At 59.7% G+C, this 16,433-nt stretch carries 11 protein-coding genes; 9 read left to right on the forward strand and 2 right to left on the reverse strand.

Annotation, left to right across the window (positions count from 1 at the left end):
* Positions 1 to 21: 21 nt before the first annotated feature.
* From DX909_RS09125 to DX909_RS09155, 7 genes are all read left to right on the forward strand, one after another.
* The gene (locus DX909_RS09125) at positions 22 to 2,649 is read left to right on the forward strand and encodes a glycoside hydrolase family protein (RefSeq protein WP_128544827.1); all 2,628 of its coding nucleotides are present in this window, start codon (positions 22 to 24) and stop codon (positions 2,647 to 2,649) included.
* A 9-nt stretch (positions 2,650 to 2,658) separates the two neighbouring features.
* A complete protein-coding gene (locus DX909_RS09130) occupies positions 2,659 to 4,389 on the forward strand; it encodes a sodium:solute symporter family protein (RefSeq protein ID WP_128544828.1) in 1,731 nt (576 codons plus the stop codon).
* A 23-nt stretch (positions 4,390 to 4,412) separates the two neighbouring features.
* The gene (locus tag DX909_RS09135; protein ID WP_128544829.1) at positions 4,413 to 6,473 is read left to right on the forward strand and encodes a glycoside hydrolase family 2 protein; all 2,061 of its coding nucleotides are present in this window, start codon (positions 4,413 to 4,415) and stop codon (positions 6,471 to 6,473) included.
* The gene (locus DX909_RS09140) at positions 6,448 to 8,727 is read left to right on the forward strand and encodes an FAD-dependent oxidoreductase (RefSeq protein WP_128544830.1); all 2,280 of its coding nucleotides are present in this window, start codon (positions 6,448 to 6,450) and stop codon (positions 8,725 to 8,727) included. The genes DX909_RS09135 and DX909_RS09140 overlap by 26 nt, the downstream gene beginning before the upstream one ends.
* A gap of 228 nt (positions 8,728 to 8,955) precedes the next feature.
* Positions 8,956 to 9,510, forward strand: coding sequence for a peroxiredoxin (locus tag DX909_RS09145; RefSeq protein WP_128544831.1), 555 nt, complete (start codon positions 8,956 to 8,958; stop codon positions 9,508 to 9,510).
* Between the two features lie 106 nt (positions 9,511 to 9,616).
* On the forward strand, positions 9,617 to 10,207 hold the full coding sequence (locus tag DX909_RS09150; protein WP_206512980.1) for a carboxymuconolactone decarboxylase family protein: 591 nt from the start codon (positions 9,617 to 9,619) through the stop codon (positions 10,205 to 10,207).
* Between the two features lie 205 nt (positions 10,208 to 10,412).
* Positions 10,413 to 11,414: a c-type cytochrome gene (locus DX909_RS09155; RefSeq protein ID WP_128544832.1), complete on the forward strand. Its 1,002-nt coding sequence runs from the start codon at positions 10,413 to 10,415 to the stop codon at positions 11,412 to 11,414.
* 36 nt (positions 11,415 to 11,450) lie between these two features.
* Here DX909_RS09155 and hemH read toward each other — a convergent pair whose 3' ends face one another.
* Positions 11,451 to 12,509, reverse strand: a complete 1,059-nt coding sequence (gene hemH, locus DX909_RS09160; RefSeq protein WP_128544833.1) for a ferrochelatase — start codon at positions 12,507 to 12,509, stop codon at positions 11,451 to 11,453.
* 131 nt (positions 12,510 to 12,640) lie between these two features.
* Here hemH and DX909_RS09165 point away from each other — a divergent pair, with 131 nt between their 5' ends.
* Positions 12,641 to 13,576 carry a hydrogen peroxide-inducible genes activator gene (locus tag DX909_RS09165; protein ID WP_128544834.1) on the forward strand — a complete coding sequence of 312 codons (936 nt, stop codon included), beginning with the start codon at positions 12,641 to 12,643 and terminating at the stop codon, positions 13,574 to 13,576.
* Here the strand turns inward: DX909_RS09165 and DX909_RS09170 are convergent.
* Positions 13,573 to 14,916 carry a DEAD/DEAH box helicase gene (locus DX909_RS09170; protein ID WP_128544835.1) on the reverse strand — a complete coding sequence of 448 codons (1,344 nt, stop codon included), beginning with the start codon at positions 14,914 to 14,916 and terminating at the stop codon, positions 13,573 to 13,575. The genes DX909_RS09165 and DX909_RS09170 overlap by 4 nt on opposite strands.
* A gap of 216 nt (positions 14,917 to 15,132) precedes the next feature.
* Between DX909_RS09170 and DX909_RS09175 the strand changes: the two genes are divergently transcribed.
* The gene (locus DX909_RS09175) at positions 15,133 to 16,419 is read left to right on the forward strand and encodes a citrate synthase (RefSeq protein ID WP_128544836.1); all 1,287 of its coding nucleotides are present in this window, start codon (positions 15,133 to 15,135) and stop codon (positions 16,417 to 16,419) included.
* Positions 16,420 to 16,433 lie beyond the last annotated feature (14 nt).

The raw sequence follows: 16,433 nt of genomic DNA on the forward strand, positions 1-16,433 counted from the left end.
GAAACCGGTAGTGCAAACGACATGAAAAACCGATATTTTCTCTTTTTTCTGACCCTCCTGCTGGCCCCCGCCCTGCCCGGCGCCGGCCAGTCGAACCAGCCGCTGCTGCTTCAGAACGAGCGGGTGAAACTCCGCTGGCAGCGGTCGGCCGACGGCTGGCACCTCACGCAGGTGCAGGTCCGGAAAGGTAAAGGCTGGGAATCGCTCGCCAATCCCTCGGGCGAGAACACGCTGCTGTATGCCGCCCAGAAACCGCCGACCGAGCCGGAAACTACCTTCAAAACCATCACCGGCGAGGTGTTTCCCGGACCGGCTTACAAGTATCAGACCGTCCAGTGGGCGGAAAGCACCAACCCGGTTTCGCTGAACACCGCCGGGCAGGCCCTTCACTTCTTTCCGAAAGATGCGCAGGCCGGCGGAAAAACCGGCCTGCGTTTTCAGCAGGAAACCGAAGCCGCCACCGTGCAGACCGACTGGACGCTCGACCCGAACTTCCCGACGGACCTGATCGTCAAACAGACGCTGACGGCCCGGAAAGATGGTTTTTTCTCCTTAGCCAGCCCTTCGCTCGCCACCGTGGCGCCTGACCAACTGGCCTGGGCGAGCGTTCCGGGGTATTTTCAGGGCAATACGCTCCAGCCGAATTTTGCGCTGGCCTACGCCTACGGTCACGGCATTCCGTCGCTGCCGGTGATTTACCGCGAACGCTGCGCCAGCACCCTCAGCCCGCTGGTCAGCACCCGCAACGGCCTGACGCTCTCGGTGATTCCGGAACCCGGCCTGGCCCGCGACCCCTGGGCTTCGGACAAGATCACCCAGATCGACTGGAACATCGGCCTGTCGCACATGAACCGGAAGGCGCAGCTGACGCCGACGCTGTATTTTCCCGTCCTGGGCGAACCCAAATCCAGCCTGAAAGCCGGAGAAACCATTACCTATACCTTTCGCTATAGCCTGACCGACGGCGACTGGTTCCGGGCGCTGAACCACGCGGTGTATGACGTCTACCGGTTTAAGGAATCGCTGGCCCTGCGCCAGAGCCGCCAGTCGCTCACCGACCGCATCGAGAAGATGCACCACTACCTGACTGACCCCAAGACCTCGATGTGGAATGTCGAGGAGTATCAGGGCAGGAAGATCGGGGCGCAGTCGTACCTCGGCGGGGTGGTCGGGTCGGATAAGGATGCGATGAAAAACTCGGACTACGGGGCCATGTGGATGCTGGCAACCACCACCAAAGACCCAAAGCTCACCGGCAACGTGCTGCCGTACGCCGAAAACTTCAAGCTGACCCAGCAGCAGACCGCCGACGGCTTTTTCAAAGGGGCCGCCGTGGGGCAGTATTATCTGGCGAAATCGAAGAAATTCGTGGAGGAATGGGGCGAGGTGGTCGAACCGATCGGGCTGACCTATTACACCCTGCTCGACATCGGCAACATGCTGCTGTTCAAACCGGACGATCAGGAACTGAAGGAACGGCTGCGCCTGGGCGCGGACCGCCTGCTGAACTGGCAGAAACCGGACGGAAGCTGGGCCGTGGCCTACGACCGGCATTCGGAGAAGGAAATCTTTAAGGATGTGCAGGACGTCCGGCCCACGTTCTACGGCCTGATCGTCGCGCACCGGCTGCTGAAAGATCCGAAATACCTCGCAGCCGCCCGCAAAGGCGCCGACTGGTTCATCGAGAAAGCCGTGAAAACCGGCCGTTTCCTCGGCGTCTGCGGGGATGCCCGCTACGCGCCCGACTTCGCTACCGGCCAGTCGGCCCAGGCGCTGCTCGACCTGTTCGACCTGACCGGCGATGCCCGGTATCGGGAAGCCGCCGTCATGGCCGCCAAAATCTACACCACTTCCATCTACACCCACCCGATCGCGAGCCGGCGGAAGAAAACCGTGAACGGCACCGAACGGGAAGACTGGGAGATCAGCCAGACCGGCCTCAGCTTCGAACACGGCGGTATTTTCGGATCGGCCACGCGGCACGGGCCCATCCAGCTGTGCAGCCACGCGGGCCTGTTCATCCGGATGTACGGGCTGACGAAAGAACCGCTGTTTGCCGACCTGGCCCGCGCCGGCGCCATCGGCCGCGACGCCTTTGTGGACCCGGCCACCAGCGTAGCCTCCTACTACTGGAACGCCATGAACCGGGGCGCCGGGCCGTATCCGCACCACGCCTGGTGGCAGGTCGGCTGGATCACCGATTACCTGCTGGCCGAAGCCGAACTGCGGTCGGGCGGCAAAGTGAGCTTCCCGCGCGGGTTCGTGACGCCCAAGGTGGGGCCGCACCAGACCTACGGCTTCGCGCCCGGAACGATCTACGGCCAGAAAGCCGACCTGATCATCCGGGAGGGCCTGCTGAAGGCCACCAGCCCCTCGATCGATTATATTCTGGCGAAAGCCGAAGGCACCGACCGGTATTACGTCACCCTGCTGAACAACCGCGCCCAGGCCACCGCCTTCCAGTTTTCGCTGGACGGAAGCCGCATCGCCGAGGGCCGCAACGCCCGGATCACCGGACTGCGCCGGCTGGATACCGGCGTGGAGATCAAAAATCCGAACGAGCCGGTGTCGCTGGAAATCCCGCCCTTCGGTATACAGGTGCTGGCCGTCACTTTTTCACCCGAAAGCGGCCGGAGTTCGCTGAAATAACCGAAACGAATGAACACCACCATCGATACCGTCGTCATCGTCGTGTTCTCGGCCTTCGTGCTGGGAATCGGGATGCTCTTTGCCCGGACGGGGCGCAACCTGAAATCGTTTTTTGCGGGCGGAGAGGCCGTTCCGTGGTTCATCGGCGGGCTGTCGCTGTTTATGAGCTTCTTCTCTGCCGGCACCTTCGTGGCCTGGGGCTCCATCGCCTACAAATACGGGTGGGTGGCCGTCACGATCCAGTGGACGATGTGCATCGGGGCGCTGGTGACGGGCCTTTATCTGGCCCCGCGCTGGAAGGCCGCCGGGGCGTTGACGGCCGCCGAGTTCATCCGCGAGCGGCTGGGATTGCCGGTGCAGAAATCCTACATTTTCATCTTTACCCTGGTGTCGGTATTCATCAAGGGATCGGTATTGTATCCGGTGGCGAAGCTGGTCAGCGCGTCGCTGAACCTGCCGATCGTGCCCTGCACCATCGGTCTGGGCCTGTTCATGATCGCCTACACGGCGGTCGGGGGGTTATGGGCGGTGATGGTGACGGACATTCTCCAGTTTGCGGTGCTGTCGGCCGCGGTGTTCATCCTGCTGCCGCTCTCGCTGGAACGGGTCGGCGGTTTCGAAGGCTTCGTGCAGGCCGTGCCGGATGACTTTTTCAACCTGCTCAACGGCGAATATACCTTCGGTTTCGTGCTGGCCTTCGTGCTGTACCACATCTGCTACATCGGCGGCAACTGGACGTTTGTGCAGCGGTACACAAGCGTGGAAAGCCCGAAATCGGCGCGAAAAGTGGCTTTTCTGTTCGCCGGTCTCTACCTGATCAGCCCGGTCATCTGGATGCTCCCGCCGATGATCTACAAAGCCGTCAACCCGACCCTGACCGGTCTGGATACCGAAAACGCCTACCTGATGATCTGCAAGCTGGTGCTGCCGCCGGGCCTGCTCGGTCTGATGCTGACCGGTATGTATTTCTCGACCTCGGCCAGCGCCAATACCGCCCTGAACGTGGTGTCGGCGGTGTTTACCAACGACATCTACAAGGGGCTGATCAACCCGGCCGCCACCGACCGGCAGCTGATCCGGGTGGCGCGGGGTTCGTCCTGGTTTTTCGGGCTGGGCATGATCGGCATTGCGCTGCTGGTGCCGGCCGCCGGCGGCATCGTGGAGGTGGTGCTGAGTATTTCGGCCATCTCGGGCGGGCCGCTGCTCGCCCCTCCTCTCTGGGCGCTGTTTTCCAAACGGCTCGACAGCCGCACGACGCTCTGGATCACCGGTATCGGCCTGACGGTCAACCTGTTCTTCAAGGTACTGTCGCCCTGGCTGCTGGATTTCAAGCTGACGCGCGGGGCTGAAACCGCCGTCGGCGTGGGCCTGCCGCTGCTGCTCCTGCTGGCCTGTGAGCTGTGGGCGCGCTCCCGCGGGGTGGTGGCGAAGGAATATCTGAACTACCGGATGCTGCGGGAGCGGAAGCGGGAGGAAGCCGCCCGGGAAACCGGCTCGGAGGAGGAAGCGGTCGAGGTTCGGCGGCAGAACCGTTTCGGGCTGCGGGTCATTGCCGGGGCGCTGGTATTCACCGCCTTCATGCTCTACATTCTGAGCGTGCTCACCCCTTCCGGCGCCGGCGTCACGGCCGCCATCGCCACGATCATCCTGGCCTCTGCCGTCATCCCGTTCCGGGCGGCCACGAAAATCCGGCTCCATGAGATTCCCCTCAAGAACACCCAAACTCAGCGAATTGCCTGAACGCCTTTCGACAACCATAGCTTATGAACTACCTGCGATACCTCCTTTTTATCTTATCCATCACCAGCACGTTCGCCCAGTACGGCATCCGCGATCCGAAGGCCATTCCGCTGCACGGGGAATGGAGCTTCGCGATGGACCCTCGCGAGGTCGGGGAAAAGGAGCAGTGGTTTCTGGACACCAATCTGCCCAGCCGCTGGGATAAGGTGACGGTGCCGCACTGCTTTTCGGCCGACCCCCGCTACCAGTTCTATACCGGCACCACCTGGTACCGGCGCAGTTTCCCCTGGCAGCCGGCCCCCGGAAAACGGGTGCTGCTGCATTTCGACGCGGCTTTCTACGAAACCGGTATCTGGCTCAACAACCGGAAGGTCGGGACGCACGAAGGCGGTTATACCCCGTTCCATTTCGACGTAACCGACTACCTGAAACCGGGTGATAACGTGCTGGCGGTCAGCGTCAACAACAACACCTGGCGCACCAATACCATCCCCGGGGCCAAGGACAACGGCCAGCCCAACGACCCGTTCATGGGCTGGATCAACTACGGCGGCCTCCTCCGGCCCGTCTACCTGACCGTCGAACCGGCGGTGTACGTCGAGAATATCAAAGTGGACGCCATGCCCGACCTGACCAGAGGCACCGCCACGCTGAAAGTGCGCGGTCGCATCCGGAACACCACCGGTCAGGCGGTGTCGCCCAAAGCCGTCATCCGGGTGGAGCAGAACGGCAAAGCCGTGGCCCTGAACTGGAAAACGCTGCCGGCTACGTCCGGTGCCGACGGGAGCCTGATTCTGGAAGCCGAAACCGCCCTGAAAGCCGCGGACGTTCGTCTCTGGAGCGTCGACCAGCCCACCCTGTATGATCTTCAGTTCATCGCGGGCAGCGATACCGTCCGGACTCATTTCGGCATCCGGAAAGTGGAGGTCCGCAACGCCCAGCTGCTGCTGAACGGCAAACCGGTCAAGATGGCGGGCGGAAACCGCGTCGTGGATTATCCGGGCCTGGGGTCGATGGAGCCGGACTGGCTGGTGGAAAAAGACCTGCGGCTGATGAAGGAAGCCGGGATGGAATTTCAGCGGCTGACCCACTACACGCCCTCCGAAACCGTCTACGACTGGGCCGACCGCCACGGCATGCTCATCATCACGGAAGCGGGTAACTGGCAGCTGACGCCCCGGCAGATGGACAACGACACCATGCGGACCAAATTCCGGCAGCAGTTCCGGGAGATGGCCGAACGCGACTGGAACCACCCCTCGGTCATCGCCTACAGCGTCGGAAACGAATACCTTTCCGAGAGCCCGTCCGGCCAGCGGTGGACCAGGGACATGATCGCCTACGCCCGCGAACTGGACCCGACCCGTCTGTACACCTTCGCTTCGATGCGGCTGAACATCCTGCCCAAAAAACCGGAGGACGAAGCCAGCCAGTACTGCGATTTCATCTCGACAAACACCTACGGCAACCACCTCACCGTCCTGAAACACATCCATTCATTATATCCTGACAAACCGATTTTCGTCAGTGAATACGGCACCCGGGCCGACGGGCGCGACGGAGAAGCCGGGCAGGTAACTCATATTGAGAAGTTCCTGAGCGACATCCGGCCGCTGCCTTACGTAGTGGGTGCGTCGTGGTGGTCGTTCAACGATTACCAGAGCCGGCACGTGGGCACGAACCCGAACGGCTTCCGGCCCTGGGGGCTGGTGGGTCCGGACCGCTCGAAGCGGCTGCTGTATACCGCTCACCAGACCGGTATGGCCCCGCTGACGGTGGAAAAAACCGGCTGGCAGCCCGGTTCCGAAGGGGTCCATACGCTCCGGCTGCGCGTCACGGCCCGGCCCGACTTCCCGGCCTATGCCCTTCAGAATTACCGGCTCACGATCAATCCGGCAACCGGCCGGACGAACCCCGAAAGCCTGGTTATCCCGGAATTACAGCCCGGGCAGAGTGCCGAACTCAACGTGCCGATCCGGGGATTCGACCCGACCGTCACCGTGGAAGTGGTGAAACCGACCGGCTTCCCGATCCTCCATCAAGTAATTGACCTGAAGAATGATACGCGAACAAGCAACCGATAAACGCGCGCTGAAAACCATCCGGCACGAGGCCGATCTGATTGTGGTGGGGGGTGGTCTCTCCGGCACCTGCTGCGCCATCACGGCCGCCCGGGCCGGCATCCGCGTGGTGCTGGTGCAGGACCGGCCCGTGCTGGGCGGCAATTCCTCCTCCGAGGTGCGTCTGTGGGTGCTCGGGGCGACCTCCCACATGGGCAACAACAACCGCTGGGCGCGGGAAGGGGGCGTCATCGATGAGCTGCTGCTCGAAAACCTGTACCGCAACCCCGAAGGCAACCCGCTGATTTTCGACACCATCCTGCTCGAAAAGGTGATCGGCGAACCCAACATCCGGCTGCTGCTGAATACGGCGGTATATGAGGTGGAAAAAGCCGATGCCGAAACCATCTCCGGCCTGCGGGCCTTCTGCAGTCAGAACAGCACGGCCTACGAACTGACGGCTCCGCTGTTCTGCGATGCCTCCGGCGACGGCGTCGTGGCCTTCCAGGCCGGGGCGGCTTTTCGGATGGGAGCCGAGTCGAGGGAGGAATTCGGGGAGAAATTTGCCCCGACGGCCGAGTACGGCGAACTGCTGGGGCATTCCCTGTATTTCTATACCAAAGATACCGGCAAACCGGTCCGGTTTGTGCCGCCCTCCTACGCCCTGAGCGACATCACCAAAATTCCCCGTTACCGGCGGTTCAATGCCAAAGAGCAGGGCTGCCAGCTCTGGTGGATCGAATACGGCGGACGGCTCGATACGGTCCACGAAACGGAAACCATCAAATGGGAACTCTGGAAGGTGGTGTACGGGGTCTGGAACCACATCAAAAATTCGGGGCAGTTCCCGGAAGCCGATACCATGACGCTGGAATGGGTCGGGCACATTCCGGGCAAGCGTGAAAGCCGCCGGTTCGAGGGCGACTACCTCCTGAAGCAGCAGGACGTGGTCGAGCAGCGCTCCCAGCCCGACGCCGTGGCCTTCGGCGGCTGGTCCATCGACCTGCATCCCGCCGACGGTATTTTTTCCGAAAAGCCGGGCTGCAATCAGTGGCACAGCAAAGGAATCTACGGCATTCCCTACCGCTGCTTTTACAGCCGTAACATCCGCAACCTGTTCATCGCCGGGCGGATCATCAGTGCCTCGCACGTGGCCTTCGGGTCGTCGCGCGTGATGGGAACGAGCGCCCACGGCGGGCAGGCCGTGGGCATGGCGGCCGCCCTCTGCACCCGCGACGGCCTGCGTCCGCGCGACCTGACCGAGCCTACCCGGATGCAGGAACTCCAGCAGGAACTGCTGAAAACCGGCCACCACCTTCCCGGCCTGTCGCTGCACGACCCCGCCGACCTGATTCGGAGCGCCGAACTGTCGGCCTCCAGCGAGTTGACCCTGAGTCTCTTACCGCCGGACGGGCCGCTGCTTCCGCTGCATTATTCGGCCGGGCAGATGCTTCCGGTTTCGGCCGGGCCGGTGCCGCAGGTGGCGGCCTGGGTCAGCGCCGACCAGGAAACCACGCTGACCGTCGAACTTCGAAAGAGCGGGAAACCGCAGAACCATACCCCGGACGTCACGCTCGGAACCATGACGCTGCCGCTCCGGAAAGGCAAGCAGGAGGTGCCGCTGGCCTTCGATACGGTGCTGGAAGAGGACGGCTATCTCTTTCTGTTATTCCATAAAAACGAGCACGTGAGGCTTCAGTACAGCCAGCTGCGGGTCAGCGGGGTGCTGTCGGTGTTCAACAAGATCAACCCGGCGGTGTCGAACTTCGGGCGGCAGGAACCGGAGGAGGACATCGGGGTGGACGCCTTCGAATTCTGGACACCCGAACGGCGGCCAAAAGGGCAGAATATCGCGCTGCGCATCGAACCCGGCATCCGGCTGTTCGGTGCAGAGAACCTGCGGAACGGGATTCAGCGCCCGACCAGCCGGCCCAACGCCTGGGTGGCCGACCCGACTGACCCCAATCCGACCGTCAGTTTCAGCTGGCCGGAGAAGCAGCGGATCAGCCGGGTGGAGCTGTTCTTCGACGGCGACTTCGATCACCCGCTCGAATCGGTGCTGATGACCCATCCCGAAACGGCCTCGCCGTTCTGCGTGAAGGAATATGTACTCTGCAACGACCGGAAGGAACGGATTCTGCACGAGCCGGACAACCACCAGACCCGCAACATCATCCGGTTTGCGGAGCCGCTCGAAACGGACCGGCTGACCCTCCATCTGAAAGCCATGAACGGAGCGGCCCCGGCGGCCCTGATGGAGGTGCGCTGTTACGGGTAAAAGCAAAACTATTCCCTTGAAAAGCACAAAATCTTATTTGTAGCACAACTTATAAGATTTTGTGCTTTTTTAATTTGTCAAAAATGAGCATACTTAGGATCAGATAGTTAAATAAAGCGATAGATTTTCTCTATTGGTAATCAATAAATTGAATATGCTTTCTATCCGCTTTCTGTTCAATTTTGCACAAATGTTAGTTCACACAACCTGTAACGATTAAGTCAAACTATGAAAAATCAAATCGTATCGGTAGGCTCCCAGTTTCCCGAGTTCAAAAAGCTGGCGGTCGTATCTCTGGAAAAAGGCAACGAATTCTACGAAGTGTCTTCAGAAGATCACAAGAACTCCGGCAAATGGATGGTGATGTTCTGGTGGCCGAAGGATTTCACGTTCGTTTGCCCGACCGAAATCGCCGAATTCAACGCTAAATTCGAAGATTTCGCCGACCGCGATACGATCCTGATCGGCGCTTCGACGGACAGCGAGTTCGTACACCTGGCCTGGCGCAAAAACCACGACGACCTGCGCGGTCTGAAATTCCCGATGCTGGCCGACACCTCCAAATCGCTGGCCGAAGAGCTGGGTATCCTGGAAGCCAACGAGAAAGTGGCCTACCGCGTCACCTACATCGTCGATCCCCAGGGCATCGTGCGGTGGGTATCCGTCAACGACCTCTCCGTCGGCCGGAACGTCAACGAAGTCCTGCGCGTCCTCGACGCCCTGCAAACCGACGAACTGTGCCCCTGCAACTGGACCAAAGGCGAAGCTACACTGACTGCGTAAATGATTGAATTGTTGAATGATTGAATTGTTGAATAGGCTCCGCAGTGCTGAATTAGCAGCGCAGCATTCAACAATTCAATCATTCAACAACTCAACAATTCAACTTATGACGTCTTCGATTCAAAACGAAACCATATCGTCGCTGCTGGCCAACATCGGGCTGGAGGGAACGGCGGTTTCACCGGTCCTGGAAACCCTGGGACAGGTGGATCACCGGTATCTGCGCGACCTGAAAATCAACGTCGGCAATGTCCTGAACAGCAGTCAGCACCTTTCCGGAAAGGAAACCCGGCTGCTGGCGCTCTCGGTGGCCGTCAATGAAAAGCACCAGCCGCTCATCGACGCCTTCACCGCCGGCGCCCGTCAGGAAGGCGCCACGGACGCGGAAATTGCCGAAGTGCTGGCCTGCACCTCGCTGCTGGCCACGAACAACGTGTTCTACCGCTTCCGCCACTTTACCGGAAAAGACTATTATCAGCAGACCCAGCCGGGCATCCGGATGAGCATCATGATGAATCCGGTGCTGGGCAAGGAGTTCTTCGAACTGGTCAGCCTGGTCGTCTCGGCCGTCAACGGTTGTGAACTGTGCGTTCGCTCGCACGAAGAAAGCGTATTGAAGCACGGCGCCACCGAAGCCCGCGTGTTCGATGCCGTCCGCCTGGGCGCGGTCGTCAAAGGACTGATCACGCTCGTTTAGTCAGGATTATCTACTTCATCGACTCCGACCTGCAAGGAAAACCTTGCAGGTCTTTTTTTTGGCTTTTGAGCTAAAATCCGCCGGTTTTTACAGAACGGTATGACCCGACTACCGGATAATCAAAAGGCCGGCACAGATGCATCATCCTTCATTTTTTTGGATAAGTTTACGACTCCTTACTTCCTCTTAATCAAAATACTACACAATGAAAAAAGCCATACGAATCCTGCTGTTCGTCCTGGTCGGTATTGTCATTCTGGCCGGCATCGGGGTTGCCTACATCAAACTGGCCCTGCCGAACGTCGGACCGCCACCGGAAATTACCGTGAAAGCCGACTCGGCCCAGATCGCGCGGGGCAAATACCTGGCCCACCACGTCGCCATCTGTATCGACTGCCACTCGGAACGGGACTGGAAAGCCTCCTCCGGACCGCTCGTAGCCGGCACGGAAGGCAAAGGCGGGGAAGCGTTCAAACGCGAGATGGGTTTTCCGGGGAACTACTTCGCTCCCAACCTCACCCCGGCCCACCTCAGCAACTGGACGGACGGTGAAATTTACCGGGCCATTACCACCGGCGTCAGCAAGGACGGCCGGGCTCTGTTCCCGCTGATGCCTTACCCGAACTTCGCCCAGGTCGATCCGGAAGACGTCAAATCCATCATCGCCTATATCCGGACGCTGAAACCCATCGAGAACCGGGCCATCCCGGCTTCCGAGTCCGACTTCCCGATGAACCTGATCATCAACACCATCCCGGCAAAACGGGAGGCCACCCAACGGCCCGACCCGGCGGATACGGTCGCTTACGGGAAATACCTCATCACGTTCGCCAGCTGCGGGGACTGCCACACGCCGACGGACGACAAAGGCAACAAACTGCCGGGCATGGACCTGGCCGGGGGCCGGGTCTTCCCGATGCCGACCGGAACCGTGCGCTCGCTGAACATTACGCCGGACCGGGAAACCGGTATCGGCACCTGGACGAAGGAGTCGTTCGTCTCCCGCTTCAAAGCCGCCCGGGAGAACTTTACGCACCCGGCTTCGCTGGAAAACAAGGAGTTCATGACCATCATGCCCTGGACGATGTATGCCGGTATGAGCGAGCAGGACCTCGGCGCTATTTACACGTATCTGAAGACGGTCAAACCGGTGAGCCACAAGGTGGAACGGTTTACGCCGAAAGGGCGGGAAATCGCCAGCCGCTAAAATAAAAAAGCCCGCTTCCTTACGAAGCGGGCTTTTTTATGATTTCACCAGGTCGGCGAGCGTTTCGATCCAGAGCGGGCTGTCGTTCAGGCTCTCGACTAGCTGCCAGCGTTCTCCGCCGTGCTTCTCGAACAATTCCTTATACTCCTCCCCGACTTCGATGGTCGTTTCGAGGCAGTCGGCCACGAAGGCCGGTGAAAAGGCCAGAACACTTTTGATCCCTTTTTTAGGAAGTTCCTTCACGACTTCTTCGGTGTACGGCTGAATCCAGGGGTCTTTCCCCAGCCGCGACTGGAAACAGGTCGTGTATTTACCCTCCGGTATGCCCAGCGCCCGCACCAGCCGGCGGGTGGTTTCGAAACACTGCGCCCGGTAACAATACTGATTCATGGCGTGCAGGGAATCGCAGCAGCTGCCGAGTTTGCACACCTGTTTCGTCACATCTCCCTTATAAATCTGCCGTTCGGGCAGGCCGTGGTAACTGAAGACGTAGTGGTCGTAGGTCTGTTCGGACATGTATTTCCGGCCCAGCTGCCGGAAGCCTTCGATGAATTTCGGGTGATCCAGGAAGCTGTTGATGAACTCGATGCGGGGAATGATCTGCCAGCCCGAAACCACCTCCATCACCTTTTCATAGACCGATCCGGTCGTGGCCGAGGCATACTGCGGAAAAAAAGGCACCACGACGATTTCCGTCAGCCCAAGCTGCTGAAAGGCCGCCAGACCGGCATCGATGCCCGGGTTCTGGTAGCGCATGGCGAGTTTCACGACGTAGGCGTCGCCCAGCACCTTTTGTAACTCCCGTTCGACCACCTGCCCGTAATACTTCAGCGGAGAGCCGTTTTCCGTCCAGACCTCCCGATATACCTTCGCCGATTTGGGGGCCCGAAAAGGGGCAATAATGCCGTTCACGAGCAGAAAACGGGGAATGAAGGGAATATCGATCACCCGGCCGTCCATTAGAAATTCGCGCAGGTATTTGCGCACGTCAGGCACCGACGGGCTGTCGGGCGTGCCGAGGTTGACGATCAGGACCCCGGTCCGGCCGGGTACCTTCGGAGTGGAGGAAGAGGGTTCCTTAACGGAAAGTTCCATAAACGGACAGACGATTCGGGACAAAAAGGTTTTCCAAAATTACAACGGAAAAAGTATCAACTCAATCAATATGTTTTATTTTTGAATCGAAATTATCTATATCACCCCCGCCCCCCTGTCCACGTCGTTCTATGACACTTTCTCAACTCGAATACATCGTGGCGGTCGATACCTACCGGCATTTTGCCACGGCCGCCGAACACTGCCACGTCACGCAGCCCACCTTAAGCATGCAGATTCAGAAGCTGGAAGATGAATTGGGCATCCTGATTTTCGACCGCTCGCGGCAGCCCGTGGTTCCGACCGAAACCGGCCGGCGGATCCTGAATCAGGCCCGTGAGGTGTTGCAGATGGCGCAGCGGATTCCCGAGATCGTGAAAGAGTCGAAGGAGGATTTCAGCGGGGAACTGCGGCTGGGCATCATCCCGACGCTGGCGCCGTACCTGCTGCCGTATTTCATCGGAGAGTTCATGAGCCGGTACCCGGCCATTACGGTGCATATTCAGGAGCTGATGACCGAGCAGATTCTGGAGCGGCTCAAAACCGGCCTGCTCGACGTGGGCATCGTGGTAACACCCTTGGCCGAGAACGGCATCGTGGAAATACCGCTTTTCTACGAGCCGTTCATGCTGTATGCGGCCGGTTCGCACCCCCTTTGCCGCAAACCCGCCATTTCCTCCGCCGACCTGAAAGCCGACGGGCTCTGGCTGCTGACCGAGGGCCACTGCTTCCGGAACCAGGTGGTGAACCTCTGCGGTACGGAACGCAAACTGAACGGCGCCCAGCCGCTGCACTACGAAACCGGCTCGCTGGAAACCCTCATCAAACTCATCGACAAGCAGGACGGTTTTACCCTGCTTCCGTATCTGGCGACCCTCGACCTCGACGAGGGCCGGAAGGCCCGGACGCGTCCGTTCGAGGCCCCGCAGCCGGTCCGGGAGGTCAGCCTGGTTCTGCACCGCAGCTTTCTGAAACGGAAACTCATCGACGCGCTGAAGCAGGAGGTGCTGGCGCACCTCCCCCCGGACCTGACCGTGCGGAAAAAAAACGCGGTCGTCAGTATTTAACGACGCCAGAACCGGCGTTTGCCGTCCCGGCGGGCGGAGCTTTCCGTGCCGGCGTTCTGCGTCTGGGCGGGTTTCGGAGCTTCCTGTCGGGAATCCGGCGACCGGCGATCCGGCTGCCGACGGTCCGAAGACCGGCTATCCGGTGAACGGCGATCCGACGACCGGCGTTCCGGCTGAACCGGTGCGGGAGCCGAGGCTCCTGCCTCCATCGGATACGGATGGTCTTCCACTACGGGGATGGCGCGGGCAATCAGCTTGTTGATGTCCCTGAGAAACTCTTTTTCTTCTGCGTCGCAGAACGACAGGGCCACGCCTTCATTGCCGGCCCGGCCCGTCCGGCCGATGCGGTGGACGTAGGTTTCGGGGATGTTCGGCAGTTCGTAATTGATCACGTGCGACAGTTCCTCGACGTCGATGCCCCGGGCGGCAATGTCCGTAGCCACCAGAACGCGGGTCTGCCGGGCTTTGAAGTTGGACAGGGCGCGCTGGCGGGCGTTCTGCGACTTGTTGCCGTGAATGGCTTCCGCCTGGATGCCGGCTTTGGTCAGGTCCTTCGCCACGCGGTCGGCGCCGTGCTTCGTCCGGGCGAACACCAGCGCCGAAGCGATCGACGGGTCGTTCAGGACGTGGATCAGCAGTCGTCGCTTGTTGTCCTTATCGACAAAATACACCGACTGCTTTACGGTTTCGGCGGTGGACGATACGGGTGTCACTTCCACTTTGGCCGGTTTTTTCAGGATGGTATCGGCCAGTTTGGCCACATCCGGGGGCATGGTTGCCGAGAAAAACAGCGACTGCCGCTGGCTGGGCAGCTTGGCGATCACCTTCCGGACGTCGTGAATGAATCCCATGTCCAGCATTCGGTCGGCTTCATCGAGCACGAACAGTTCGATGTCCTGAAGGTGGACGAACCGCTGGTTCATGAGGTCGAGCAGACGGCCGGGGGTGGCGATCAGGATATCGATCCCGTTTTTCAGGGCCAGCGTCTGGGCGTGCTGCGAAACACCCCCGAAAATGACGGTATGCTTCAGGCGCAGATGGCGGCCATAGGCGGCAAAGCTCTCGCCGATCTGGATGGCCAGTTCGCGGGTGGGCGTCAGGATCAGGGCCTTAATCGGTCGGGGACCACGGTCGGCGGTTTTGCGGGCATTCAGGAGCTGGAGGATCGGGATGGCGAAGGCGGCCGTTTTGCCGGTGCCGGTCTGGGCGCAGCCCAGCAGGTCTCTGCCTTCGAGCAACACCGGAATCGCCTGTTCCTGAATGGGTGTGGGGGTGGTATAACCTTCTTCGCTCAGAGCCTTCAGAATCGGCTCGATGAGGTTCAATTTCGTAAAAGACATCAGTTCTTGTTTGGTACTTCAGTAGATAGAACCTTTCTCGCTCAAATAAAGTGCCAGCCGAACCGCCAGGTGACAAAATGCCGGTCGGTATTCCGTTTTAAATGCCGTTATCCGTTCGTATTTTTGAAGATTTTACATTGAATTGTGCGATTCAATCGATTTACGAAATAAATTGCACGCCAATCTAAAAGAACCCAATACCACAGACCGATTTCTATGTCAAACTTCGTCGAATTGTCTGTCGATGGTAAATCCTACCAGTTTCCGGTTGTGGTAGGTAGCGAAAATGAAAAAGCCGTTGATATTTCCAACCTCCGCGATCAGACGGGCTATGTCACGTTAGATAAAGGATACAAAAACACCGGCGCCACGCAAAGCGCCATCACTTTTCTGGACGGTGAGGAGGGTATCCTCCGCTACCGCGGTTACTCCATCGAAGACCTTGCCGATAAAGCCAGCTTTCTGGAAGTCGCCTACCTCCTGATCTACGGGGAACTTCCGACCCAGGAACAATATGCCACCTTCGAAGACCGCATCCGGCGGCATACGATGGTGAACGAAGACATGCGGAAAATTTTCGAAGGTTTTCCCAACAACGCTCACCCGATGGGCGTGCTGTCGTCGCTGGTCAGTGCCCTGAGTGCCTTCTACCCGGATTCCTACAACGAAAAGGCGCCGGACCAGACGGAAATGCATATCATCCGCCTGCTGGCGAAACTGCCGACCATCGCCACCTGGTCCTTCAAGAAATCCCAGGGTCACCCGGTCAACTATCCGAAAAATACCCTCGACTACTGCTCCAACTTCCTGCACATGATGTTTGCGCTGCCGGTGGAGGACTATCAGGTCGATCCGGTCGTTTCCGACGCGCTGAACAAACTGCTGATCCTGCACGCCGACCACGAGCAGAACTGCTCGACCTCGACGGTCCGGCTGGTGGGTTCGTCGCGGGCCAATATCTACTCCTCGATTTCTGCGGGCATCAACGCCCTGTGGGGACCGCTGCACGGAGGAGCCAACCAGGAGGTAATCGAAATGCTGGAAGACATCAAAGCCGACGGCGGGGACGTGGCCAAATATGTCGATATGGCCAAGAACGCCAAGAAAACCGGCTTCCGGCTGTTCGGTTTCGGCCACCGGGTCTATAAAAACTTCGACCCGCGCGCCCGAATCATCAAGAAAGCCGCCGACGACGTCCTCAACAAGCTGGGCGTCAACGACCCGGTTCTGGAGATCGCCAAAGGCCTCGAAGAAGCCGCCCTGAACGACGAGTATTTCGTGTCGCGGAAGCTGTACCCGAACGTGGATTTCTATTCCGGGATCATCTACCGCGCCCTCGGTATTCCGACCAATATGTTTACCGTCATGTTCGCCATCGGCCGCCTGCCGGGCTGGATTGCCCAGTGGGTGGAGATGCGGGAGCAGAAAGAACCGATCGGTCGCCCGCGCCAGATCTACACCGGCCCGACGCTCCGCGAATTCAAACCGATGGCCGACCGTTAACCGGGCCTGATCCA

Origin of the sequence: Larkinella soli, assembly GCF_003703975.1 — a bacterium.
Taxonomy (GTDB): domain Bacteria; phylum Bacteroidota; class Bacteroidia; order Cytophagales; family Spirosomataceae; genus Larkinella; species Larkinella soli.

Bases quoted from the DNA above. Each gene is read 5' to 3' on its own strand.
- DX909_RS09125 (WP_128544827.1), top strand. From the start codon at position 22: ATGAAAAACCGATATTTTCTCTTTTTTCTGACCCTCCTGCTGGCCCCC.
- DX909_RS09130 (WP_128544828.1), top strand. From the start codon at position 2,659: ATGAACACCACCATCGATACCGTCGTCATCGTCGTGTTCTCGGCCTTC.
- DX909_RS09135 (WP_128544829.1), top strand. From the start codon at position 4,413: ATGAACTACCTGCGATACCTCCTTTTTATCTTATCCATCACCAGCACG.
- DX909_RS09140 (WP_128544830.1), top strand. From the start codon at position 6,448: ATGATACGCGAACAAGCAACCGATAAACGCGCGCTGAAAACCATCCGG.
- DX909_RS09145 (WP_128544831.1), top strand. From the start codon at position 8,956: ATGAAAAATCAAATCGTATCGGTAGGCTCCCAGTTTCCCGAGTTCAAA.
- DX909_RS09150 (WP_206512980.1), top strand. From the start codon at position 9,617: ATGACGTCTTCGATTCAAAACGAAACCATATCGTCGCTGCTGGCCAAC.
- DX909_RS09155 (WP_128544832.1), top strand. From the start codon at position 10,413: ATGAAAAAAGCCATACGAATCCTGCTGTTCGTCCTGGTCGGTATTGTC.
- hemH (WP_128544833.1), bottom strand. From the start codon at position 12,509: ATGGAACTTTCCGTTAAGGAACCCTCTTCCTCCACTCCGAAGGTACCC.
- DX909_RS09165 (WP_128544834.1), top strand. From the start codon at position 12,641: ATGACACTTTCTCAACTCGAATACATCGTGGCGGTCGATACCTACCGG.
- DX909_RS09170 (WP_128544835.1), bottom strand. From the start codon at position 14,916: ATGTCTTTTACGAAATTGAACCTCATCGAGCCGATTCTGAAGGCTCTG.
- DX909_RS09175 (WP_128544836.1), top strand. From the start codon at position 15,133: ATGTCAAACTTCGTCGAATTGTCTGTCGATGGTAAATCCTACCAGTTT.